Annotated in this window: 19 protein-coding genes; 5 read left to right on the top strand and 14 right to left on the bottom strand. The window is 60.1% G+C overall.

Annotation, left to right across the window (positions count from 1 at the left end; genetic code table 11):
• Nucleotides 1-62: 62 nt before the first annotated feature.
• The 5 genes from DW024_RS04815 to DW024_RS04795 all read right to left on the bottom strand — a co-directional run bounded on the left by DW024_RS04815 (nucleotide 63) and on the right by DW024_RS04795 (nucleotide 6,009).
• A complete protein-coding gene (locus tag DW024_RS04815; protein WP_118377092.1) occupies nucleotides 63-1,424 on the bottom strand; it encodes a cell wall metabolism sensor histidine kinase WalK in 1,362 nt (453 codons plus the stop codon).
• Between the two features lie 2 nt (nucleotides 1,425-1,426).
• Complete coding sequence (locus tag DW024_RS04810; RefSeq protein WP_117648274.1) at nucleotides 1,427-2,110, bottom strand: response regulator transcription factor; 684 nt, start codon at nucleotides 2,108-2,110, stop codon at nucleotides 1,427-1,429.
• A gap of 228 nt (nucleotides 2,111-2,338) precedes the next feature.
• The gene (locus tag DW024_RS04805) at nucleotides 2,339-2,917 is read right to left on the bottom strand and encodes a methylated-DNA--[protein]-cysteine S-methyltransferase (RefSeq protein WP_233541336.1); all 579 of its coding nucleotides are present in this window, start codon (nucleotides 2,915-2,917) and stop codon (nucleotides 2,339-2,341) included.
• A gap of 458 nt (nucleotides 2,918-3,375) precedes the next feature.
• Entirely contained in the window at nucleotides 3,376-4,401 is a 1,026-nt protein-coding gene (locus DW024_RS04800) for an aspartate-semialdehyde dehydrogenase (protein ID WP_118377090.1), read from the bottom strand.
• A gap of 219 nt (nucleotides 4,402-4,620) precedes the next feature.
• Nucleotides 4,621-6,009: an aspartate kinase gene (locus tag DW024_RS04795; protein WP_117862692.1), complete on the bottom strand. Its 1,389-nt coding sequence runs from the start codon at nucleotides 6,007-6,009 to the stop codon at nucleotides 4,621-4,623.
• A 103-nt stretch (nucleotides 6,010-6,112) separates the two neighbouring features.
• On the opposite strand from DW024_RS04795, the gene thrC reads away from it, so the two are divergent.
• The gene (thrC, locus tag DW024_RS04790; RefSeq protein WP_118377089.1) at nucleotides 6,113-7,630 is read left to right on the top strand and encodes a threonine synthase; all 1,518 of its coding nucleotides are present in this window, start codon (nucleotides 6,113-6,115) and stop codon (nucleotides 7,628-7,630) included.
• 201 nt (nucleotides 7,631-7,831) lie between these two features.
• Entirely contained in the window at nucleotides 7,832-8,713 is an 882-nt protein-coding gene (thrB, locus tag DW024_RS04785; protein ID WP_006234874.1) for a homoserine kinase, read from the top strand.
• Nucleotides 8,714-8,972: 259 nt separating this feature from the next.
• Here thrB and yihA read toward each other — a convergent pair whose 3' ends face one another.
• The 9 genes from yihA to DW024_RS04740 all read right to left on the bottom strand — a co-directional run bounded on the left by yihA (nucleotide 8,973) and on the right by DW024_RS04740 (nucleotide 17,720).
• Nucleotides 8,973-9,563, bottom strand: a complete 591-nt coding sequence (gene yihA, locus DW024_RS04780; RefSeq protein ID WP_055252447.1) for a ribosome biogenesis GTP-binding protein YihA/YsxC — start codon at nucleotides 9,561-9,563, stop codon at nucleotides 8,973-8,975.
• A 38-nt stretch (nucleotides 9,564-9,601) separates the two neighbouring features.
• Complete coding sequence (mtnN, locus tag DW024_RS04775) at nucleotides 9,602-10,342, bottom strand: 5'-methylthioadenosine/S-adenosylhomocysteine nucleosidase (protein ID WP_118377088.1); 741 nt, start codon at nucleotides 10,340-10,342, stop codon at nucleotides 9,602-9,604.
• Nucleotides 10,343-10,420: 78 nt separating this feature from the next.
• The gene (locus DW024_RS04770; RefSeq protein ID WP_118377087.1) at nucleotides 10,421-10,642 is read right to left on the bottom strand and encodes a hypothetical protein; all 222 of its coding nucleotides are present in this window, start codon (nucleotides 10,640-10,642) and stop codon (nucleotides 10,421-10,423) included.
• A 50-nt stretch (nucleotides 10,643-10,692) separates the two neighbouring features.
• Entirely contained in the window at nucleotides 10,693-11,511 is an 819-nt protein-coding gene (gene pflA / locus DW024_RS04765; RefSeq protein ID WP_118377086.1) for a pyruvate formate-lyase-activating protein, read from the bottom strand.
• 186 nt (nucleotides 11,512-11,697) lie between these two features.
• Nucleotides 11,698-12,552, bottom strand: coding sequence for a DegV family protein (locus DW024_RS04760; RefSeq protein ID WP_118377085.1), 855 nt, complete (start codon nucleotides 12,550-12,552; stop codon nucleotides 11,698-11,700).
• 438 nt (nucleotides 12,553-12,990) lie between these two features.
• Nucleotides 12,991-13,242, bottom strand: a complete 252-nt coding sequence (gene grcA3, locus DW024_RS04755) for an autonomous glycyl radical cofactor GrcA3 (RefSeq protein WP_117583521.1) — start codon at nucleotides 13,240-13,242, stop codon at nucleotides 12,991-12,993.
• Between the two features lie 85 nt (nucleotides 13,243-13,327).
• Nucleotides 13,328-15,379, bottom strand: a complete 2,052-nt coding sequence (gene pflB / locus DW024_RS04750) for a formate C-acetyltransferase (protein WP_117797476.1) — start codon at nucleotides 15,377-15,379, stop codon at nucleotides 13,328-13,330.
• 469 nt (nucleotides 15,380-15,848) lie between these two features.
• Complete coding sequence (locus DW024_RS04745) at nucleotides 15,849-16,862, bottom strand: 2-keto-3-deoxygluconate permease (RefSeq protein WP_117564719.1); 1,014 nt, start codon at nucleotides 16,860-16,862, stop codon at nucleotides 15,849-15,851.
• A 108-nt stretch (nucleotides 16,863-16,970) separates the two neighbouring features.
• On the bottom strand, nucleotides 16,971-17,720 hold the full coding sequence (locus DW024_RS04740) for an SDR family NAD(P)-dependent oxidoreductase (RefSeq protein WP_006234857.1): 750 nt from the start codon (nucleotides 17,718-17,720) through the stop codon (nucleotides 16,971-16,973).
• A 250-nt stretch (nucleotides 17,721-17,970) separates the two neighbouring features.
• On the opposite strand from DW024_RS04740, the gene DW024_RS04735 reads away from it, so the two are divergent.
• The 3 genes from DW024_RS04735 to DW024_RS04725 are packed head-to-tail and all read left to right on the top strand — an operon-like array spanning nucleotide 17,971 to nucleotide 22,642.
• Complete coding sequence (locus DW024_RS04735; protein ID WP_118377084.1) at nucleotides 17,971-18,420, top strand: MarR family winged helix-turn-helix transcriptional regulator; 450 nt, start codon at nucleotides 17,971-17,973, stop codon at nucleotides 18,418-18,420.
• Nucleotides 18,417-20,786 (top strand): ABC transporter ATP-binding protein, encoded by a 2,370-nt coding sequence (locus DW024_RS04730; RefSeq protein WP_118377083.1) that lies wholly within the window; start codon nucleotides 18,417-18,419, stop codon nucleotides 20,784-20,786. Before DW024_RS04735 ends, DW024_RS04730 begins: the two co-directional genes overlap by 4 nt.
• The gene (locus DW024_RS04725; protein WP_118377082.1) at nucleotides 20,786-22,642 is read left to right on the top strand and encodes an ABC transporter ATP-binding protein; all 1,857 of its coding nucleotides are present in this window, start codon (nucleotides 20,786-20,788) and stop codon (nucleotides 22,640-22,642) included. The genes DW024_RS04730 and DW024_RS04725 overlap by 1 nt, the downstream gene beginning before the upstream one ends.
• Nucleotides 22,643-22,712: the final 70 nt, after the last annotated feature.

Here is a 22,712-nt window from a genome sequence, read left to right as displayed (position 1 = left end):
CCTCCGCTGCCGTCTGCACAGATAAAACCTGCCAAAATAAACCTGTCCCTTTTTGGCAGGTCTTAGAGGCGGACGGTGAAGGTGATCTGGTTACCGTGGCCGCAGACAGAAGCGCTCCCGCCATGGGCTTCGGCGATGGCACGCACCACGGATAGGCCCACGCCCGAGCCGCCCGTCTTGGAGCTGCGCGACACGTCCGCACGATAGAAGCGGTCGAACAATCGATCTAGGTCGCCTTCGGGCAGCTCGTCCACGGCGTTCGATACGACAAGCTCGGTGGCGCCCTTACCCTGAACGCGCGAAACGGCACGCAGGCTCAGCTCAATCACGCTGCCCTCGCTCGCATAGCGCGTGGCGTTGTCCAGAAGCAGCTCAACCACCTGCGCCACCGCCGCAGCATCGGCATGGGCCCGCACGCCGCACGCAATCGACGTCGACAGACGCTTGCCGCGCGAAACCGCCACCGATTCAAACGGCGCCGCAGCCTTGTCCACGGCCTCCGAAAGATCGATCGATGTCATGGTAAAGCCCGCCGAGCCCTCGTCCATACGTGCCAAAAACACTAGACGTTCCGTGAGCGCCGTCAGCCGCGCAACCTGCTCGTGAATGCTCTGCGTCCACTCACTTTCGCCGCTCTCGATCTCTTGTACCTCATTGGCGGCGTCAATTACAGCCAGCGGCGTCTTGATCTCGTGGCTCGCATCGGTAATAAAGCGCTTTTGCTTGCTGTAGCTCTCGACCATCGGTCGAATCACCGCGCCCGAGGCACCCGCCACAATTGCCAGCACCGCCAGCCAGCCAATGTAACTGATCGCCACGCTCGCGCTCAAAAACGAATGAAAGCTTGCAAGCTCGCGCGAGCAGTCCACGAACACATAGGTGATCTCGTCGTCCTGGACGTCGGTCGTATAACGATAATTGCCAGAGAAGCCCGAGGTCCAGCCCTTGGCATGCAGCCTTGCGGCAATACTGGCGGCGCGCTTGGCACCAACCGCGGCAATGCGGGCCGTATTGACATCGGCAACCTGTCCGGCGTCAATCGTCACCGTAAAGTAGCGCGTGTCGAAGGGAGACTCCGCCGTCATGCCTTCGAAGTGTCTGATGCGAACGCCCGCTTGGCTATCGCCGGCATCCTTGCCATTAGCGGGCTCGGCTTTAGGCTCGTCCCCCCAATCGATACCGTCCTTGCCCGCCAGAATATAGTCCAGGCGAGCGTCGGCCATCTTGCAGACATGCGAATAATTGACGATGTTGATGCCGGCGATGATGAGCGTGAGCACCACGGTCACGGCGCCCATGGCAACGAGGATAAACTTGCGACGCAGACGGCGGCCCAATACGTCAACAGAATTAGCCCGCCCCTTACTACTCGAGGCGGCGTGAAACCACTCCGTCATGCGCTTGCACCACGCGCTCGCGCTCACGCTTATTCGCCTTCCTCGACAACCTCGAGCGAATAGCCCTGGTTACGCGACGCGCGAATGGCAACGTTGGCACCAAGCGCCGTCAGCTTTTTGCGCAGGTACGAGATATAGACCCACACCACGTTGGCGCCTTCGGGCGCGTCCTCACCCCAAACCTCGAGCATCAGACGTTCAGTGGGCATGCGCGTGCCGGCGTTGCGCATAAAGAGTTCCATAAGCTGAAACTCGCGATTGGCCAGGTGCTCCTCGCCCAAGGGTCCCACAAGCGTGCAAGCCGCCGTGTCGAGGCGCACGTTACCCACGCTGAGCGTCGTGGCGTCAATTGCCGTCGCGGCACGCGTCATGGCACGAATACGCGCAAGCAGTTCCTTGGCGGCAAACGGCTTGGTCAGGTAATCGTTGGCACCGGCATCCAGGCCCTCGACCTTATCGGACACCTCGCTTTTTGCCGTGAGCATGATGATGGGCAGTCGCTTTCCGGCGGCGCGTGTACGCTTGAGCACCTCGATGCCGTCCATGCCGGGCATCATGATGTCCAGGATTGCGGCGTCGTAATCGTTGGTGAGTAGATTCTCGAGCGCCGTCAAGCCGTCGAGGGCGGTGTCAACCTCGTAGTCGCTATGTTGAAGAATCGCGGTGAGGGCGCGGGAGAGACCAGGTTCGTCCTCGGCAAGCATCAGCTTCATAGTTGCTCCTTTGGCGCATGGCTCTACAGGTTTCGATACTGCCGATGATAGCGTACCGTCAACCGCCTTAGCGCAGCCTTAGCTGCTCAACCTGCGCGTTTTTAAATACGCAGGATGTGGCTTAGCCAAACTTAAGGCGCACGTGTCGAGCGCTTTGACGCATGCCGGGCGCGAAGGGACAGTGACTCGTCCTTTCACGGCGTCCTAGTTATGCAAAGTGCTCGAGCGTTACTCCTCGTACGCGCCCTCAAGCCGAAGCAGCCACTCCTTGCGGTCAAGCCCGCCGGCATATCCGTTGAGCGAACCATCGGCGGCAACTACGCGATGGCACGGCACGATTATCGAAATGGGATTACGCGCAACCGCAGCCCCCACCGCACGAGGAGACACGACGGGCGCCTCATTTCCCGGCACACGATGTCGAGCCGCAATACGCTGGGCAATCTCGCCATACGTAGCGACTTCGCCACGTGGGATAGAAAGCAGCTCAAACCAAACCTCGCGCTGGAACGCCGTACCGATCATATGCAACGGCGGCGTAAACCGAGGTTCCTGCCCTGCAAAATAAGCATTCAGCCAAGCCCAGGAACGCTCAAGCACCGAAGAGGCCGCACCATTTACCGGACTCACCGGAGACATCCCACCGGTACCGGAAACCGCGTCAGCGCCTTCAACATGTTCGGAGTCTTCCCGGAGAAGCGTGGAGCCAAAATGCTCCTGTCCCTCAAACCAAAGCCCCGTCAGACCGCGGCCATCAGCGGCAAGCAAGATTTCGCCCAAAGGCGAGGCAAACGTCGTCGTGACCACCAGCGGCTCCTTTCAAAACTCCGCAACATAATACCGCGAATTGTGCAGACAACCTCAATCGACCCCAAAGTCACCCAAGGCAGCAGGCGCGACAGCGCCCCAGCTGCCGCACGACCCCAAAGTCCCCGCAGGCAGCAGGCGCAACGCGCCGCAGCTGCCGGCCGCGCTCCGCAGCCCCCCCCAAGGCAGCAGGCGCAAAGCGCCGAGGCCGCCGCCGGGACCAGGGCCCGCAACAACCACGTGCCCCCACATCAGCCCAGCAGCCCCAACCAACAACGGCCCCATCGTGGGCAGCTCGCAGCAACGTCACCGCAGGCGGGGGCCGGGCTTGGTTTTCAGAACACTCCGCAGACCAGTGTGGCGCCTTGTCCGCGGCTCCGAAGGAGCAGGACAAGGCGCCACACATGGTCGAGGACGTTCTGAAAACCAAGCCCGGCCCCCGCCGGACAGGTCAACCGCTACTCGCAGAGCAGCTTAGCGATCTGGACGGCGTTGGTTGCCGCGCCCTTACGGATTTGGTCGCCGGAGCACCAGAAGGTAATGCCACGCGCGGCCTCGGGGTTCGAGATGTCGCGACGCACGCGGCCGACCCAAATCAGGTCCTGGTCGGACGTATCCATCGGCATGGGGAAGCGGTCGTGTGCACCCTCGGCAGCCATATCGTCAACCAGCTTGACGCCGGGAGCGGCAGCCAGCGCAGCACGGGCCTCCTCAACCGTAATATCGCGCTCAAACTCGAGCGTAATGCTCTCGGAGTGCGAGCGCAGCACGGGCACGCGTACGCAGGTGCAGTTCACGCGCAGCTCGGGCAGGTGCATGATCTTGCGACCCTCGTTCTGCAGCTTCATCTCCTCGGAGGTAAAGCCCTCCTCCTTGACGCCGCCAATCTGCGGAATCAGGTTACTCGCCAGCTGGGCGGCAAATGCACGCGGCTCGGGAATCTCCTCGCCGCGGCCCAGGGCGGCCAGCTGAGCCTCGAGCTCAGCCATACCGGGAGCGCCGGCACCCGAAGCCGCCTGATACGTCGAGACGATCATGCGCTTCACGCCGGCGAGCTGATGCAGCGGCCACGTGGGAACCAGGCCGATGATAGTCGCGCAGTTGGGATTGGCGACAAGGCCGTGATGCCACTTGATATCGTCGGCATTGATCTCGGGCACGACCAGCGGCACCTCGGGATCCATGCGGAAGGCGTGGCTGTTGTCGACCACAACGGCGCCTCGCTTGACGGCCTCGGGCAGCAGCTCCTTCGCGATATCGTCGCCGGCAGCGCCGAGTACGATGTCGCAACCCTCAAAGGCCTCGGGGCAAGCTTCCTCGATCACAACCTGCTCGCCGCGGAACTCGACGGTCTTGCCCGCAGAGCGCGCGCTCGCTAGCAGCTTGAGCTTGCCGACCGGAAACTCCTGCTCGTTGAGGCACTCGAGCATCTGGGTGCCAACAGCTCCCGTCGCGCCCAAAATAGCAACCGTGTACTGTTTCATGCTTCCCCCTTTAAAGGTTGTGGCTTTTGCCCGCACGCCGAGCAGGCTGAATGTTCTTGCCCAGTGTATACAAAAACGGGACGGGCATGAAACCCGCCCCGTCGAAACGAAACCGAAACGAAACGCCCCACGGTAGATTCTTGGGACATGCCCCAAAATCTACTCGTGCGCCAAAAGGTAGATTTTCAGGCATGTCCCAAAAATCTACCGGGATGGCCGCTACTTGTGGAGGGCGGCCAGGGCGGGTTCGACCGGCGCGGGAGCCTCCAGGTCCGCGACCTTCACAATGCCGTTCTCGTCGGAGAAGGCGCGGTAAATGGTCCGAATCGCCAGGTCGAAGTCCTTCTCCTCGACACCGATAATGATGTTGATCTCGTCACAGCTCTGCGAAATCATGCGCACGCTCACGCCGGCCTGGCCAAGCATGCCAAACAGGTGGCCGGAAATACCAGCACGACCGCGCAGGTTACGGCCGACGGTCGCGATGAGCGCCAGACCCTCGACGACCTCAATCTCGAGCGGCTCGACCTCCTGCTGAATGTCGCCCACGAGCGAGTACAGCGAATCGTGAACGTCCTGCTCCTGCACCACGGCGCCAAAGCGGTCGACACCGGTGGGCATGTGCTCGACGGAGACGTCATAGCGCTCGAAGACCGAAAGCGCACGGCGCATAAAGCCGACGCGGGGCTTGGTGCGGTCGCGGGCAACGTTGATGGCGACAAAACCGCGCTTGCCGGTCACGCCGGTAATGATAGGCTCCGCCTCACCCTCGTCGGCCGTCTCGCTAATGATGGTGCCGGGGTCCTGCGGCGCATTGGTGTTCTTGATGACCAGCGGAATACCCGCCTCGCGCACGGGGAACACGGCCTCCTCGTGCAGGACGCTTGCGCCCATGTACGAAAGCTCGCGTAGCTCCTCGTAGGTAACGCGCGCAATGGGCTGGGCCTCGGGAACAATACGCGGATCGGCAGAATAGAAACCCGAGACGTCAGTCCAGTTCTCATACAGGTCGGCGCCCAGGCACTTGGCCAGGATCGAGCCCGAGATATCGCCGCCGCCACGATCGAGCAGCTTGATCTGACCCTCACGCGTCGCGCCGTAGAAACCGGGCATAACAAAGCCGCCCTGCTGGCCGTACTCCTGCACCAGCTCGGAGGTACGGTTCATGCTGAGCGTACCGTCGTGATGGAACGCCACAACCGTCGCGGCGTCCAGGAACGGCAGGCCCAGGTACTCGGCCATCAGGCGAGCGGTGAAATACTCGCCACGGCTCACGAGCTCCTCGGTGGAGTAGCCGCCCGAGCGGGCGCGCTCGGCAAAGGCTGCGAACTCCTCGCGGATGGGATAGGTGAGCTCCAGCTCGTCAGCGATATCAAAATAGCGCTGGCCAATGTCCTCGAGCAGCTCCTCGCACGACACGTGGTACTTAACGTGCGCGTTAACCAGGTAGAGCAGGTCGGTCACCTTGGTGTCGCCCTTAAAGCGGCGACCGCAGGCAGAAACCACCACAAAACGGCGGGCAGGGTCGGCATCAACGATGGCCTTGATCTTCTTGAAGTGTTCGGCGTCGGCGACCGACGAGCCGCCAAACTTGGCAATTTTTATCATGGCGTGGAGGTTACCTTTCTAAAAGCCTCTGCAAACCTGTTTTGCGCGCTCTGATACCATGGTTTCACCGATTGGGACCAAGGCATCCGAGGAGCAGTGTTATATGGGAACTTATCATAGTACACGAGGACGCACTTTATCGTGCTCAAGTAAGGTGGCAATCCGTACCGGCATCGCTCCCGACGGGGGTTTGTTTGTCTCGGACGAGCTGGGCACCCAGCAACTCGATATCAGCTCGCTTGCAGATAAATCGTACTTTGAAATCGCTCAAGATGTGTTGGGAATGTTACTGAATGATTACACGGCCGAAGAAATTTCGGCGTGTGTCGACGAGGCTTACCGCAGCACGTTTGCGAGCGAAGAGGTCACGCCGCTCGTCAAACTCGACGCCGCACCGGGCGCCGATGCCCCTCAGACCTATGTGATGGAACTCTTTGGCGGCCCCACAAGCGCCTTTAAGGACGTCGCCCTGCAGATGCTCCCCCGCCTGATGGCCCGCACCTCTGCCAAGGACGGCGGCGCCGAGCGCATCATGATCGTCACCGCCACGTCGGGCGACACGGGCAAGGCAGCACTCGCCGGCTTTGCCGACGCCCCGGGCACGGGCATCACCGTCTTTTATCCCGAAGGCAAGGTCAGCCGCGTGCAGAATCTGCAGATGTCCACGCAGGAGGGCGATAACGTCGCCGTCTGCGGCATCCGCGGCAACTTCGACGATGCCCAGAGTGCCGTCAAGCGCATCTTTGCCGATAAGGAGCTTGCCGAGCGCCTGGAAGCCGCCGGCACTGTGCTTTCGAGTGCCAACTCCATCAACGTCGGCCGCCTGGTGCCGCAGGTTGTCTACTACTTTGCCGCCTATGCGCAGCTGCTGCGCGCCGGCGCCATTGTGGCCGGCGACGCCGTGGAGTTCTGCGTACCGACCGGCAACTTTGGCGACATCCTGGCCGGCTACTATGCCAAGCGCATGGGTCTGCCCGTCGCCAAACTCGTCGTGGCCAGCGACAAGAACAACGTGCTCGCCGACTTCCTGACCACCGGCGTCTACGACCGCAACCGTCCGTTCTTCACGACCATCTCGCCGTCGATGGACATCCTCATCAGCTCTAACCTGGAGCGCATGCTGTACTTCCTGTCCGATGGCGACTGCGAGCTCGTTGCCGGCCTTATGGAGCAGCTGGCACAGACTGGTCGCTACGAGGTTCCCGCCGACCTGCTGGCAAAGATTCAGAGCGTCTTTGGCTGCGGTTGGGCCAGCGAGGACGAGGTCCGCGCTGCCATCAAGAGCTGCTGGGACGCAAACGGCTACGTGATTGACCCGCACACCGCCTGCGGCTATCACGTCTTTGAGCAGGTCGCCCCCGCCGAGGGCGCTAAGGCCCGCGTGCTGCTTTCGACCGCCAACCCCTACAAGTTCCCGCGCGCCTGCTGCGACGCCCTGGGGCTCGACGTTCCCGAGGACGATTTTGAGGCTATGCGTGTGCTCGAGCAGGCCACCAACACGGTCGCCCCGACCCAGCTCGCCGAACTCGAGTCCAAACCCGTCCGCTTCGAAGACGTCTGCGACGTCGATGAGATGGCCAGCTACGTCGAGTCCGCAGCAAAAAAGATGGCTACCAACTAAACCCCTTATTAAGCGCCGGCGAAAGCCGGCGCACCTTCTTTTATCAGAAACCCACCGGGATGATGACGAGCTGACATGCGGGTCTGCCTGTTTAGTTCGTCGCGAGTTCCGCACGAGCCGGAAAGCACTTAATGTGCTTTCCGAGCGAGCCAGGACTGCCCGAGCAGCGAACTAAACAGGCAGACCGCCCAGGAGATTCCCATGATCAAGATCACCGTCCCAGCAACAAGCGCCAACTTGGGCATTGGCTACGACACCCTCGGCATGGCCGTCAGCCTCTACTCGCACTTCACCTTTGAGCGCGCCGACAAGCTCACCATCACGGGTTGCCCCGAGGAGTTCCAAAACGAGAACAACCTAGTCTACGTGAGCTTTGTGGATGCGCTGGCCGCATGGGGCGAGCCGGCTTTTCCCGTTGCCATCGACATTCAGACCGATGTACCCGTCGCCCGCGGCCTGGGTTCCAGCTCCACCTGCGTCGTCGCGGGCATCATGGCAGCCGCCGCGCTGACGGGCCACACCGTCGACCGCGCCGAGCTCGTCCGCATCGCCACCGAGGTCGAGGGCCATCCCGACAACGTCGCCCCCGCTATCCTGGGCGGCGCCGTCTGTTCCTTTACGCCGACCGATTCGCTCCCCCAGTGCCTGCGCTACGAGGTGAGCGATCGCCTGCGTTTTATTACCGTGATTCCGCCCTACGAGGTACACACGAGTGAGGCGCGCAAGGTCGTGCCGCAGGAGATTCCACTCTCCACCGCCGTATGGCAAATGGGCCGCATCGCCGGCATGACGCGCGGCCTGGAGACCGGCGACCTGGATCTGATTGCCGCCGCCAATGACGACCGCATCCAAGAGCCGTATCGCCGTCGCCTGATTCCCGACTACAACGCCGTGCGCGACACCTGCCTTAACGGCGGCGCCAAGACCATCTGGATCAGTGGCTCCGGCTCGACCCTCATGGCCGTGACTGACGACACCATCGTGGCAAAGTTCTTGCAGGTTAAGCTGCGCGAGCAGTTCCCTAAGTGTGATACGCATATTCTGACGTGCGACACCGAGGGCGCTCAAATCGAGTACCTGTAGACATCGCTAGTTAATCCCTTCGGGCCGCCCAAGGGTATCCCCTTAAAAACGTCCTCGCACTTGAGGCCCGCTTATCCTGCTCCTTCGGAGCTACGGATAAGCGGGCCTCGTGCTGCGGAATGTTTTTAAGGGGATACCCTTGGGCGGCCCTACAGCAACGTGGTCGACGATGTCTATAGGAACCCACGCTTTGAAGGGGCGCCGGGCTGATGGTTTGGCTTTTTATTGGTGGGGGGCCCTTACTGGGATGGGACCCTTACTAGAGGCAGGCCTCGGCGATGCGGCGCTTGAGTTCATCGATACCGGTGCCAGTCTGGGAGCTTGTGATGATTACGTTTTCGGCCGGGACGTTGAGCTGCTTTTTGATGGCTGCTGCCTGGCGGGCCTGCTGGGTGCGGCTGAGCTTGTCGGCTTTGGTGAGGCAAACGATAAAGTTGAACTCGTTGCCCTGTAGGTAGTCGATCATGTCGTGGTCGAGCTTGCTGGGGTCGTGACGAATATCCACCAGTGAGACGACCAAGTTAAAGCTGCGCTCGGAGTCGAAAAAGTCGCCGATAAGCTCGGCCCAGCGGTCGCGCTCGGCCTTGGAGCGACGGGCGAAACCGTAACCCGGCAGGTCCACGAAATGCACGTCATCGGCCTCAAAGAAGTTGATGTTGCTCGTCTTGCCCGGCGTACTGGAAACCTTGACTAGGTTCTTGCGGCCAAATAGCTTGTTCATAATCGACGACTTGCCCACGTTGGAGCGGCCGACAAAGCTCACCTCGGGGCAGGTGGACTCGGGAATCTGCGAAACCTTGCCATAGCTGGCGACGAACTTGGCAAGCTGGTAGTTAATGGAATCGGCCATGGACACTCCTTGGTCGTAGGTTCTTACAAATAGACGCGCTATTGCGCAGCGGCAATGCGGCGGACGATATCGAGCGTAATGTCACTTGCGACACGCGCGTACTCGAACAGATCGAACTCTCGCTCGCAAATTGCATCGTACGCCTCGTCACAATTATCGCTGATAGCGCGCAGCACCAGGCAATCGACACCATTTTTGGTTGCGACATGGGCAATTGCCGCGCCCTCCATGCCGACACAATCGGCATGCGTCGCCTCGATAGCGTCGTTGCGCATGGTGGCGCCCGTCACAAAGCGGTTACCCGTGGCAATCGTGCCGACCAGGAACTGCTTGGTGCCCTCGTTCGAAGCGACTGCATTTTTCGAAGCGTCAACAAACCCACGCTCAGCAAGCACGTCGGCGGCAATATCGACCAGCGCGGACGTCGAGCCAAACTCCTCGAGCCCCGGTGCGGACTCGGCGATAAGCGCGGTATCGGTATCCAGATAGCGTAGGCGTTTGCCAATGACCACGTCGTCGATATGGAGCTTGGGGTTCAAACCGCCCGCAATGCCCGAAAACACAACAGCCTGCGGAGCATACTTGCTAATGAGGTGCTGTGTTGCAGCGGCGGCGTTCACCGTGCCCATGCCCGCCGTTGTGGCGACAACTGTCAGGCCGTCGAGCTCGCCGCTCACAACGGTCAAGCCTGCCTCCCGTGCCTCGCAAACGTCGCTCAGCTCTTCCTTAATCTGCATGATCTCTTTTTCGAGCGCACCGATAATCGCGATGGTAGCCATACCATTCCCCAAACCTATACGAAATTCTCAACCACGGTATGGTACCAGCATTTTGTTTGACCTCGCCAAACGAACACGCTAAGCCAGTGCAGCTCGCGTATCAAACAGAGCCTTTGCAATCGCGGCCGTAACCTCACTCGAGCGGTCGCTCCACGGCATCGATGCCATGATGCTCATGACATAGGTACGGCCATCGATGTCGATAAGGCCCGCATCGCATGTCGAATAGCAACCATCCTCGCTAATCCAGCCTGCCTTGTTGCGCACCAAAACCTGCTCGTCAGCAATGCCATCGCGCACTCATTTAAGTCTGTCCCCAATGAGTGCCTTTGGGGAGCGAATATGGCTCGCTAGCCGATGGCGTTTTTGAGTTCCGTGCGGCGCTTTTTCATGCCGGTCATAACGGCATTGCGCAACTCGGGCATGCGCGCGGTATCCATCTGAGGCACGCCCTCAAGCTTATAGGGAATGCCCAGTTGCTCGTACTTGACGACACCCATCGTGTGATACGGCAGCATCTCCAAACCCACCACGTTGTGCCATGGAGCGATCAGGCGACCGAGCTTCTCGCATTCCTCCACCGTATCGGTGATACCCGGCACTACCACGTGGCGAATAACGACCTTAATCTTGCGATGGGCAAGCTCATCGCCAAACGCCAGGATGCGTGCGGGATCACAACCGGTCAGCTTTTTATGCTCAACCGGATCGGCATGCTTGATGTCGAGCAGCACCATGTCGGTCTCGTTGAGCACGGCATCGAACTTCTCGGGATGCTGAGGGTCGAAGGCGTAGCCACAGCTATCCAGGCAGGTATGCACACGGCCATCGGGGTTGTTGTGCATGGCACGGAACAGGTCGGCCAAAAACTCAGGCTGTAGGAGCGGCTCGCCGCCCGAAACCGTAATGCCGCCGCTGCGATAGAACTCGTGGTTACTCTGGAACTCATCCATCAGGTGTTCGACGGTCACCATGGTGCCGCCGTTGACCGACCAGGTATCGGGATTGTGGCAATACGCGCAGCGCATGGGACAGCCTTGGACAAACACTACGAAGCGGATGCCGGGTCCGTCGACCGTTCCCATCGTCTCGATCGAATGTACGCGGCCCAGGGCAAACGCGGAGTCCTCGGGACGAGCGTCCACACCCTCGAGCGTCATCTCAGCCATTCCCGCTACCTTGCCTCTCATTGGTTTTAGTTACATAAATGCCAGAGCCATTCTAGCCCATACGCATGATGGTGAAACGGTTTAGTGGTCAATTGGGTTGTTCTATTTGGCCCCACACAAAAGCGGCGGGAAGGTTGTCACAACCCACCCGCCGCCGAGGCAATAGATATCAATAGACGCCAGGCCTTACGCCTTGAGCGTGAGCACCGCGCCGAAGGCGGTCGGGCCGCAATGGCTCGAGATGACGCCGCCGACCTGAGTCCAGGTAATGTCCTTAAAGCCCAGGTCGCGCGCATAGACTTCCATGTCGTCGCGCAACTCCTCGGAAAGACCCACCGAATACGCCAGGCCAATATGCGAGTAGTCGATCTCGCCCTTCTCTACCATGTGATCGATAAAGGCACGGGCACACTTAAGCATAGAACCGCGGAACTTCTTGGTCGCCACGAACTTACCACCCGTCACCTCAATGCAGGGCTTAATCTTGAGCAGATGGGCACCGAGGAATGCCACGTTGGACAAGCGACCGCCGGCCTTAAGAAAGGCGAGATCGGTTGGAACAAAGCCCAACAGCACGCGGTCCATGACCGAATTGGTGAAGGCGAAAATTTCGTCAACGGTGGCATCGGGATGAGCCTCAATATACTTGGCGGTCTCGACAACAACGAGCGACTGGCCTACCGAGACAAAGCGCGTGTCCATGGAGAACACGTAGTCGCGCCCCTGGGCGGCGATCTTCGATGATTGATGCGAGCAGGTCGTGGCCTCAGAATATGCAAGATGCAAAATAGTCGCGTCGGGTTGCTCGGCATGGATGCGGTCGTACACATGCGCAAAGTCCGCTGGCGAACAGCCACTGGTCTTGGGCATCACACCAAACTCGTTGCAGCGCGAATAAATCTCGAGCGGATCGATCGAGCCGTCCTCGACGGTCTCGTCACCAATCGTGACATGCATAGGCACGCGCACGATGCCGTAGCGCTCGCAGAGCTCCGGCGTCACATCCGAACCAGACTCAACCACGATTACGTACTTGCCCATTCTTATCACGACCCATCTCGACGTTGGCTTTCCAATACCAAGCACAGGCCACCACGCTGTTGCGCAACAGCATCTAAGCGCCAAAGAGACGCCGCCCCTTGCACACAACAAAGGACAGCGTCTCCCTAGAAAACTCCGTGCTTATCTAGGATTCTACACGGTTTATTGAGGAGTGTTACTTACTCCGCAAACGGTAGCTATACGCGATAAACGGTAGTTGCCAAGAAAGTATCCCGCGCGTCCAGCCCATAAGGAGAGTTCCGCCTAAAGGGTGACTACACAGGACACCCGCGAGGGCGTAATGGGCTTCTCCCCAGAACATTCCGCAGGACGAAAGTGCCCCGCCGCGCGAAGCGCACGGCAGGGCACTTTCATGTCCGAGGACGTTCTGGGGAGAAGCCCATTACACCCTCGCGATCCTGCGGGAGTTAAACCCCTTTAGAACTTGTCGTGGAAGGTACGCGAAATGACCTCGTCCTGCTGCTCCTTGGTGAGCGTGTGGAAGTTCACGGCATAGCCGGAAACGCGGATGGTCAGCTGCGGGTACTTCTCGGGGTGGGCCTGAGCGTCGAGCAGCGTCTCACGGTTGAAGACGTTGATGTTCAGGTGGTGGCCACCCTTCTCGGCGTAAGCATCGAGCATGTGGACCAGGTTATCGGCCTGAGTCTCGGAAACTTCAGAAACCTTCATAATGTGTCTCCTTCGATTGATAGGCGCCGGCCGAAACCGGCGCTCTAATCAGTAATCGTTATTGTTAGTATAGCACTAACAATAGTTACTCGCCCAGCTGATCAAGGTCGATATCGCCAAAGAACACCTGGTCCTCTTTGCCGAGCGCACTCGGGATGATGGAGAAGGTGTTAGAGATACCGTCCTGAGCATCGCGGAACGGGAGCTTGGAAACCGAAGACAGCGAAGCGATGGCGCCGTGGCTATCGCGCTTGTGCATGGGGTTAGCACCCGGGGCGAACGGCTGGCCAGCCTTGCGGCCGTCGGGCGTGGAGCCGGTCTTCTTACCGTACACGACGTTGGAGGTAATGGTCAGAACCGAGGTCGTGGGCACGGAGTTGCGGTAGGTGTCGTTCATGCGGATGTACTCCATGAACTGGTGCACAACGTCGTGAGCGATCTGGTCGACGCGGTCGTCGTCGTTGCCGTACTTGGGGAACTCGCCCTCGGTCTCGAAGTCGACGATGATGCCGTTCTCGTCACGGACGGGGTGGACCTTGGCGTACTTGATGGCGGACAGGGAGTCAGCCACGACGGAAAGGCCAGCGATGCCCGTAGCGAACCAGCGATGCACGTGCTTGTCGTGCAGAGCCATCTGGATGCGCTCGTAGCAATACTTGTCGTGCATGTAGTGAATGATGTTCAGCGAGTTGACGTACACGCCAGCGAGCCACTTCATCATGTCGTTGTACTTGGCCACAACGTCGTCGTAATCGAGCGTATCGCCCTCGACGGCGCGGTACTTGGGGCCGACCTGCTTCTTGGAGACCTCGTCAACACCGCCGTTGAGTGCGTACAGCAGGCACTTAGCCAGGTTGGCACGGGCGCCGAAGAACTGCATCTCCTTGCCAATGCGCATGGAGGACACGCAGCAGGCGATGCCGTAGTCGTCGCCGTGGTAAACGCGCATGAGGTCGTCGTTCTCGTACTGGATCGAGGAGCTGGCGACAGAAGTCTTGGCGCAGAACTTCTTGAAGTTCTCGGGCAGACGGGTCGACCACAGAACGGTCATGTTGGGCTCGGGGCTGGTGCCCATGTTCTCGAGCGTGTGCAGGTAGCGGTAGCTCATCTTGGTAACGAGCGTACGGCCGTCAACACCCATGCCGCCGATGGACTCGGTGACCCACTGCGGATCGCCGGTAAACAGGGCCTGGTACTCGGGGGTACGAGCAAACTTGACCATGCGGAGCTTCATGATGAAGTGGTCCACGAACTCCTGGATCTGCTCCTCGGTGAAGGTACCGTTGGCAAGGTCGCGCTCAGCGTAGATGTCGATGAACGTAGAGGTACGGCCGATGGACATAGCGGCGCCGTTCTGCTCCTTGACGGAAGCGAGGTAGGCGAAGTACATCCACTGGATGGCCTCCTGCGTGTTGGTAGCAGGGTTGGAAATATCGAAACCATAGGTCTCGGCCATCATCTTGAGCTCGCCGAGGGCGCGGATCTGCTCCTGCAGCTCCTCACGATCGCGGATGTTGTCGGCGGTCATAACCGTCGGGGTGGAAGCCTTCTGGGCCTCCTTGTCCTTGATCAGGTAGTCGACGCCGTACAGGGCAACACGACGGTAGTCGCCGATGATGCGGCCGCGGCCATAGCCATCGGGCAGACCGGTGATGATGTGAGCCGAGCGGCAAGCACGCATCTCGGGGGTGTAAACATCGAAGACGCCGGCGTTGTGGGTCTTGCGCTCGAAGGTGTAGCGCTCGACAACGTTCTCGTCGACCTTGTAGCCGTGCTGGCTGGCAGCCTGGCAAGCGATGCGGATACCACCGTTGACGTGCAGAGCGCGCTTGAGCGGCTTGTCGGTCTGGAGGCCGACGATGGTCTCCTTCTCGCGGTGGGCGTTATCGATGTAGCCAGCGGGGTGGCTCACGATACCCGTGACGGTCTTGGTGTCCATATCGAGGACGCCGCCCTGCTCGCGCTCCTTGAGCAGCAGGTCGAGAACCTCGCCCCACAGCTCCTTGGTACGCTCGGTCGGGCCGGCGAGGAACGACTCGTCGCCCTCGTAGGGGGTGTAGTTCTTCTGGATGAAGTCTCGGACGTCAACCTCTCCCGTCCAGATGCCTTCCTTGAAGCCTTCCCATGCCTCCTGCATTGTGTAACCACGCTCCTAGTTACGTGTAATGCGGCGCTCTCTCACACCGCTGCTTATTGAATTCTTGAATTATCGGCTTGCACTACCGGCTTCTTCCGTTCTTCACCACACGTTGGTGCAGGGAAAACGTTTGTCCACCTTGGAACTGCAACCCAAAACCCAAGATTTCACCCGTTTGAGAAGGATAACATAGCCACCCCCTTCATCAGGGCTGTTATATGTTTCTTTTTTTATACCATTAGGGCGTTTTTAACAAATCCGCAGGAAATGCGAGCGCGAGCAACTACCGTTCACCGATTTGTTTGGTATATTTCCTTGCCTTTGTACGACGTTCACTCTAGCTGTTATGCCAGTTTTAGCAGGGTAAAGTGCCCCAGAGACCCCGCAGAAACTGCAGGGCGGCCACGGGATTTCCCCCGGGACCGCCCTGTGGCATGGTTAGTTATTTAGCTTTGATTGCCGCTTGGCATTAGGCGGCTGCGGCGGCCTTGTCGGTCGTTGCCTTGCTGTGGCCCTGACCCTCAAAATGCTTGTAGCACCAGCTGGTGACCAGCGGGGTCAAAATGGCCGTCACGATAGCACATGCTGCAACCTGCGCCGTAGCCGTCGCGAGCACCGCGCCGCCGTACATGGCCTCGTTGACGCTTGCCATGGCAGCAGGCGTGGCCACATTGGCTCCGGCGCAGCTCGAAATGGCCGCACCTGCGACACCCGTACCGCCCGTGAGCTTATCGACCGCGATGACGGGAATTGCAAAGACTACCGAGCAGATCACGCCGAGCAGGATGCCGGGAAGACCACCGTTGATAAGCTGGCCAAAGGTCATGGTCGAGCCCATGGCAAAGAAGACGAGCACGATGATGGCGGAAAGTGCCGGTGCCATCATCTTCTTAAAGCTCGGGAAGAGGTTACCCAGAATAATGCCGACGACGATCGGCAGGATGGCGCCCACGAGCGACCAACCGATCGGAGCCTGACCGGCAGCGCCGAGCACGATCATCGTGACCGGAGGGCCGACAACCAGCGTGGTGATTGCGACGGCACCACGCTCGGCCTCATTGCCCATGGTGCCCATCAGACCAGCGTACATAGCGTTGTTGGCGCCGGTGCAAGCGGCCAGCATCACCATGGCAGAGATGCCAAACAGGTTGTCGTTGAATACATAAAGGATGAGCAGCGACACGGCAACGACCACGATCTGCTTGACGGCGATGATGATGGCGCCGCGGGCAGCGGCGGCAGGAGCGCTCTTAAACGAAATCGTCGTACCGACGATGAGCAAAAAAGCGCCAACAAGCGGGCCTGCGCCCTGCTGGGTCATGCCGAGCGTAAAGCTGCCGAGCGTTTTGAACAGGTCGGGGAACAGCGTGTTGAGCAGGCAGCCCAACAAAAGCGGCACCAAAATATTGGCACCCGGGATGGAGGACATCTTAAAGAACGGCTCCTTTGCCGCCGGCGCCTCCACCGCAGTCGATTCACTCATATATATCTCCTTTGGATGCATGCGAATCGTAGCCGCACGCGCCTATGTCAGAAAGAAGGCGACGGTCCCGAGTCGCAGGAACCGTCGCCGAATAATCGTCGTGGGGTATTACCCGTCCAGGACGATGCCGCCGTCGCAGTCGCCGATCTCGCCGTTCACGAAGCTGGCGAGGTCGGAAGCGAAGAACAGCACCATCTGCGCAGGCTCGCTGGCCTGGGCGGCGCGGCCCAGAGGAATACCGTTGATGATGCGCTGAGAGTTCTCGTCAGAGAGAATCGAGGTCATATCGGTAAGGGTAAGTGACGGGCACACGGCGTTGCAGCGGACGCCAAACTTGCCGCCTTCCTTGGCGACTGCCTTGGTTAGACCGTTAACACCGGCCTTGGAGCTGGCGTAGGCGGCTGTGCCGAGCAGGCCGCCACCGATCTTGCCCGCAACGGAACTCACGTTGACGATAGTGCCGGCATGGGCCGCCTTAAAGTGCGGATACACGGCGTTCATCATAGTGAAGGTACCGTTGAGGTTGATGTCGATGGTGCGACGCCACTCGGTGTCATCAATCTCGTCGAATTTCTTGGTGCTGATGACGCCAGCGCAGTTGATCAGGATGTTGGTTTGCGGCAGGTCCGTAAAAATCTGCTCGACGGTCTCACGCGCCTTAGGCGCATCGGCAACATCGAGCTGATAGAACTTGTTGCCCTCGCCAAGCTCGGCCACAGCGGCCTCGCCCTTGGCAGCGTTCCTTGCGATGAGCGCGACGTGTCCGCCGCCCGCGACGATGCCCTTGGCGATCTCGAGGCCAATGCCCTGAGTGCCACCCGTGACAATCGCGGTCTTGCCCGTGAAGTCAAATGCCATGACTCCATCCCCCTTTATATAAGGTGCCTCCTTGCGGGAAGTTGGAGCATCGCACGTGGCGATAAATGAGTCCCAGTCGTCATGGTGGTGACAACCCCTCGCCTAACCGCGGGCATAATAGTTCTTTGAAACGCTTCAGCAATTGAATTTTTTAACTCTTTATGCGCTCTTTATATTGCCCACTGCATGAGGCCCGAATATGCGGGTATCATCTTTCACCGAAAATAGTTTCTAGTGTTAGGGGTTTTCGGTGGAAGATACCGATTTCCATGAGCTTGGGCATCAGCTCTTAACTGAGTTTGGCAGCATGCATCATCGCATTTCACGCTCTGCGGACAAAGCTCTCGGCGGCGAGATGGCTGTCATGCGCGCCCTCATGCTCGCTGGCGGTTCGCTCACGCCGAGCGAACTCGCAAATCGCGCCTGGGTCTCGAGTGCCCGCATCGCCAATATCTTACGCACTCTCGAAGCCAAGGGCTGGGTCGAGCGCGAGCACTCAAAGACCGACCGTCGTCGTGTACACGTCACGATGACCGATAAGGGATTCCAGAATCTCGAAATCAAACGTCGGGAATTCGAGGAGCGCACCGCGGCCTTCCTCGAGCAGCTCGGCGAAACAGATACCCAAGAGATGGTGCGCCTTCTAAGGCGTTTCAACGAAATTATCGACCGCAATCAAGAAAGGAGAGATGCCGAGTGAGGATTCTCAAGCTCTTTAAAAAGCATGTCCTGGCACTGTTCACAGCTATCGTACTTATCGTAATCAGCTGCAACGCCGATCTGGCACTGCCTACCTACATGAGCGACATCGTCGACGTGGGCGTACAGCAAGGCGGCATCGCCTCGCCCGTGCCCGACACCATTCGTGCCGAATCACTCGATGACCTTGAGCTCTTTATGAGCACCAAGGACGCCAAAGCTGTGGAGGCCGTGTTTAGCAAGGCTGACAAAAAAGGCATTCGAACGTACAAGGGCACCGAGGAAGAGCGTGCCGATGGCGGCAAGATTGCCGACATTATGAGCCTGCCCGAGACCGTCGTCCTTTCTCTCAACCAGGGCATCGACGCCAGCTCCATGGGCGACATGACCGGCGCATCCACCGAGGCAAGCAATGGCGGCAGCGCCCAGGCCATGCCCACCCCCGAGCAGATGGCGGCAATGACGCCCGAGCAGCTCGCCGAGATGCAGCAGAGGGCCACAGCGGCGCAAAACATGCAAAAGCAGATTGATGCCGACGGCGGCAAGATCACCATGAAGAGTCTGCGCCTAGGTGTCGAGGGCGGTCTGGTAGACCAAAGCAAGCTCGTCGAGGGCGCCAATGAAATGGCGGACAAAATGGGCTCTATGTCGGGCTCCATCGTGACCCAACGCGCCGTGAGCTATGTGCAAGACGAGTACAAGGCGCAGGGTATCGGCCCCGCCGACGTGCAGAACGCCTACCTGGGCCGCATGGCGACCACGATGTTTGGTCTGTGCCTGATCTCACTGGTCGCCACCATCCTAACCGGCGCCGTGGCCTCGCGCACCGCCTGTTCCATCGCACGCGACCTGCGCCGCGAGACCTTCAACAAGGTCATGCACTTCTCGCCAGCCGAGGTGGGCAAGTTTAGCCAGGCCTCGCTCATCACTCGCTGCACCAACGACATTCAGCAGATTCAGATGGCCGCAACCCTGTTTATCCGCATGTGCCTCATGGCGCCCGTCATGGGCATCGTCGCCGTCATGCGCGTCCTGGCCAACCACACCGGCCTGGAGTGGACCATCGCCGTGGCCATCATCGCGGTCTCGACCGTCGTCGGCGTGCTTATGGGCCTCACCATGCCCAAGTTCAAAAAGATGCAGAGCTTTGTGGACCGCGTGAACCTTACCGCCCGCGAGCTGCTCGACGGCCTTATGCCCATCCGCTCGTTTAACCGCGAGGAGCATGAGCTCGAGCGCTTTGACCAGGCGTCCCTCGACCTGATGACCACGCAGCTCTACACCAACCGCGCCATGAGCTTTATGATGCCGCTCATGATGCTCGTCATGAACTGCATCACCGTGCTTATCGTCTGGTTTGGCGCGCAGGGCGTGTCCGACGGCGTGATGCAGGTCGGCAACATGATGGCGTTCATCTCCTACACCATGCAGATCGTCATGGCGTTTATGATCCTCACCATGGTTTCGGTTATCCTGCCCCGCGCCGAGGTCGCAGCAGAGCGCGTGGAAGAGGTCATCACCTGCCCCACGAGCATCAACGACCCTGCCTCGCCCAAACTGCCCGCAGCCAGCGCGCCGCGCGGTGAGCTCACCTTCCGCGACGTGAGCTTCCAGTATCCCGATGCCCGCGCCGATGTCATCAGCGGCGTGAACTTCACCACGCATGCCGGTCAGATGCTCGGCATCATTGGCTCCACGGGCTCGGGCAAGTCCACGCTCGTGCAGCTGATTCCGCGCCTGTACGACGTCACGGGCGGCAGCATTTCGCTCGACGGCATCGACGTGCGCGACATGACCCTTTCCGAGCTGCGCCGCCGCATTGGTTACATCCCGCAGCAGGGTCGCCTGTTCTCGGGCACCGTCGCGAGCAACCTCAAGTTTGCCGGCGACATGGTGAGCGATGATGATATGCGCCAGGCGGCACGCATCGCCCAGGCCGAGGACTTTATCGCCGAGCGCGAGGGCGGTTACAACTCCCCCATCAGCCAGGGCGGCTCCAATGTTTCGGGTGGTCAGCGCCAACGCCTGGCCATTGCCCGCGCGTTGGCCAAAAAGCCCGAGGTCGTGGTGTTCGATGACTCGTTTAGCGCCCTCGACTACAAGACCGACGCGCGCCTGCGCGAGGAGCTGGCCAAAAACGTCACCGACGCCGCACTCGTGGTCGTGGCCCAGCGCATCGCGACCATCATGCACGCCGACCAGATCATCGTGCTCGACGACGGTCACGTAGTGGGCACCGGCACGCACGAGGAGCTGCTGCACGGCTGCCCGGCGTACCTGGAGATTGCACAGTCGCAGCTTTCCGCCGAGGAGCTGGGGCTTACCCAAGAAGAAATTGCAGCCGTCATGGAAGGAGGCGAGCGCTAATGGCAGACGAGACCAAGACTCAGATTCCCAAGCCCACCCGCCAGCGTGGTCCCATGGGCCGCATGGGTGGCATGCGCCGTGGCGAAAAGGCCAAGGACTTTAAGGGCACCATGAGGCAGCTGCTCGGCTATATCGGCCAGCACAAGATTGCCGTGTTTGCCGCCGTCGCCTTTGCCGTGTGCTCGGTCATCTTTAACATTGTGGGGCCCAAGGTGCTCGGCCAGGTTACGACTAAGCTGTTCGAGGGCTTGGTTGCCAAGGTCAACGGCACCGGCGATGTCGACTTTGCCTGGATCGCCAAGACGCTCGGCTTTTTGCTCTGTCTGTATCTGGCGAGCTCTGCCTGCAGCCTGATCCAAGGCTGGCTCATGACCGGCGTCACGCAAAAGATTTGTTATCGCATGCGCAAGGAGATCGCCGCCAAGATCGCCGTCGTTCCGATGAGTTACTTCAACGGCCACAGCAAGGGCGACGTGCTCAGCCGCATCACCAACGACGTCGATACGCTGGGTCAGTCGCTCAACCAGAGCGTGACGCAGCTCATCACGTCGGTGACGCAGATTATCGGCGTGCTCGTCATGATGCTTTCGATCAGTCTGCCGCTCACCGGCGTCACCGTGCTCACACTGCCGGCCGCCGCGATTATCCTGACCGTGATGATTCACTTCTCGCAGCCGTACTTCCGCGAGCAGCAGCAAATCCTGGGCACCGTCAACGGCATTATCGAGGAGGACTTTGCCGGCCAGAACGTTATTCAGGTGTTCGACCGCGCCGAGGCCTCAATCGAGGAGTTCGACCGTCAAAACGACCGCCTCTTTATTAGCGGCTGGCGCTCGCAGTTCCTGTCGGGCCTGATGATGCCGCTTATGAGTCTGGTGGGCAACATGGGCTACGTGGGCGTCGTCGTGGTAGGCGCGCAGCTCGCGCTGACCGGCAATGCCACGCCCGGCGACATCCAGAGCTTTATCCAGTACGTTCGCAACTTTACGCAGCCGGTGCAGCAGCTGGGCAACGTGAGCAACACGATGCAGTCGATGGCCGCCGCCACCGAGCGCGTGTTTGAGTTCCTGGCCGCGCCCGAGGAGGAGCAGAAGGCCGACGCGCAGATTCCCGAGAAGCGCCCCGGCCACGTGGAGTTCGACCATGTCAAGTTTGGCTACACGCCCGACAAGACCATCATCCACGACTTTAGCTGCGAGGCGCAGCCCGGCCAAACCATTGCCATCGTCGGCCCCACCGGCGCCGGCAAGACCACGCTCATTAAGCTGCTGCAGCGTTTCTACGACGTGGACGGCGGTTCGCTGCGCGTCGAGGGCGTCGACGTGCGCGACTGGGACCGCGCGGCACTGCGCGGCGAGTTTGCCATGGTGCTGCAGGATACCTGGCTGTTTAATGGCACCATCCGCGAGAACATCCGCTACGGACGTCCCGATGCGACTGACGCCGAGGTCGAGGCCGCCGCGCGCGCCGCACGCTGCGACCACTTTATCCATACGCTCGCCGGCGGCTACGACTTTATGATCAACGAGGAGGGCACTAACCTGTCGCAGGGCCAGCGCCAGCTCGTGACCATCGCCCGCGCCATTTTGGCCGACCGCCCGGCGCTGATTTTGGACGAGGCGACCTCCAACGTCGATACCCGCACCGAGGAGCTCATCCAGCGCGCCATGGATGCGCTGATGCAGGGCCGCACGAGCTTTGTCATCGCGCATCGCCTGTCCACGATCCGCAACGCCGACGTGATCTTGGTAATTCGCGACGGCGACATCGTCGAGAAGGGTACGCACGACGAGTTGCTCGCCCAGGGCGGCTTCTACGCCGACCTGTACAACTCGCAGTTCGACGAAGCGGCGTAAATTCTGCCGCAGGGAACGAATAACGGTGGCGCGCGCAGACGTGGTGTAAGAGCGTCCCGAGGTCCGTCGC

Source organism: Collinsella sp. AF37-9, assembly GCF_003475115.1.
Taxonomy (GTDB): domain Bacteria; phylum Actinomycetota; class Coriobacteriia; order Coriobacteriales; family Coriobacteriaceae; genus Collinsella.
Note: the sequence above shows the minus strand (reverse complement) of the source record. Positions and strands in the feature narration are given on the sequence as shown.

Coding starts and splice junctions, on each gene's coding strand:
- DW024_RS04810 (WP_117648274.1), bottom strand. CDS start 2,110: ATGAAGCTGATGCTTGCCGAGGACGAACCTGGTCTCTCCCGCGCCCTC.
- DW024_RS04800 (WP_118377090.1), bottom strand. CDS start 4,401: ATGAAACAGTACACGGTTGCTATTTTGGGCGCGACGGGAGCTGTTGGC.
- DW024_RS04795 (WP_117862692.1), bottom strand. CDS start 6,009: ATGATAAAAATTGCCAAGTTTGGCGGCTCGTCGGTCGCCGACGCCGAA.
- thrC (WP_118377089.1), top strand. CDS start 6,113: ATGGGAACTTATCATAGTACACGAGGACGCACTTTATCGTGCTCAAGT.
- thrB (WP_006234874.1), top strand. CDS start 7,832: ATGATCAAGATCACCGTCCCAGCAACAAGCGCCAACTTGGGCATTGGC.
- yihA (WP_055252447.1), bottom strand. CDS start 9,563: ATGGCCGATTCCATTAACTACCAGCTTGCCAAGTTCGTCGCCAGCTAT.
- mtnN (WP_118377088.1), bottom strand. CDS start 10,342: ATGGCTACCATCGCGATTATCGGTGCGCTCGAAAAAGAGATCATGCAG.
- pflA (WP_118377086.1), bottom strand. CDS start 11,511: ATGGCTGAGATGACGCTCGAGGGTGTGGACGCTCGTCCCGAGGACTCC.
- DW024_RS04760 (WP_118377085.1), bottom strand. CDS start 12,552: ATGGGCAAGTACGTAATCGTGGTTGAGTCTGGTTCGGATGTGACGCCG.
- grcA3 (WP_117583521.1), bottom strand. CDS start 13,242: ATGAAGGTTTCTGAAGTTTCCGAGACTCAGGCCGATAACCTGGTCCAC.
- pflB (WP_117797476.1), bottom strand. CDS start 15,379: ATGCAGGAGGCATGGGAAGGCTTCAAGGAAGGCATCTGGACGGGAGAG.
- DW024_RS04745 (WP_117564719.1), bottom strand. CDS start 16,862: ATGAGTGAATCGACTGCGGTGGAGGCGCCGGCGGCAAAGGAGCCGTTC.
- DW024_RS04740 (WP_006234857.1), bottom strand. CDS start 17,720: ATGGCATTTGACTTCACGGGCAAGACCGCGATTGTCACGGGTGGCACT.
- DW024_RS04725 (WP_118377082.1), top strand. CDS start 20,786: ATGGCAGACGAGACCAAGACTCAGATTCCCAAGCCCACCCGCCAGCGT.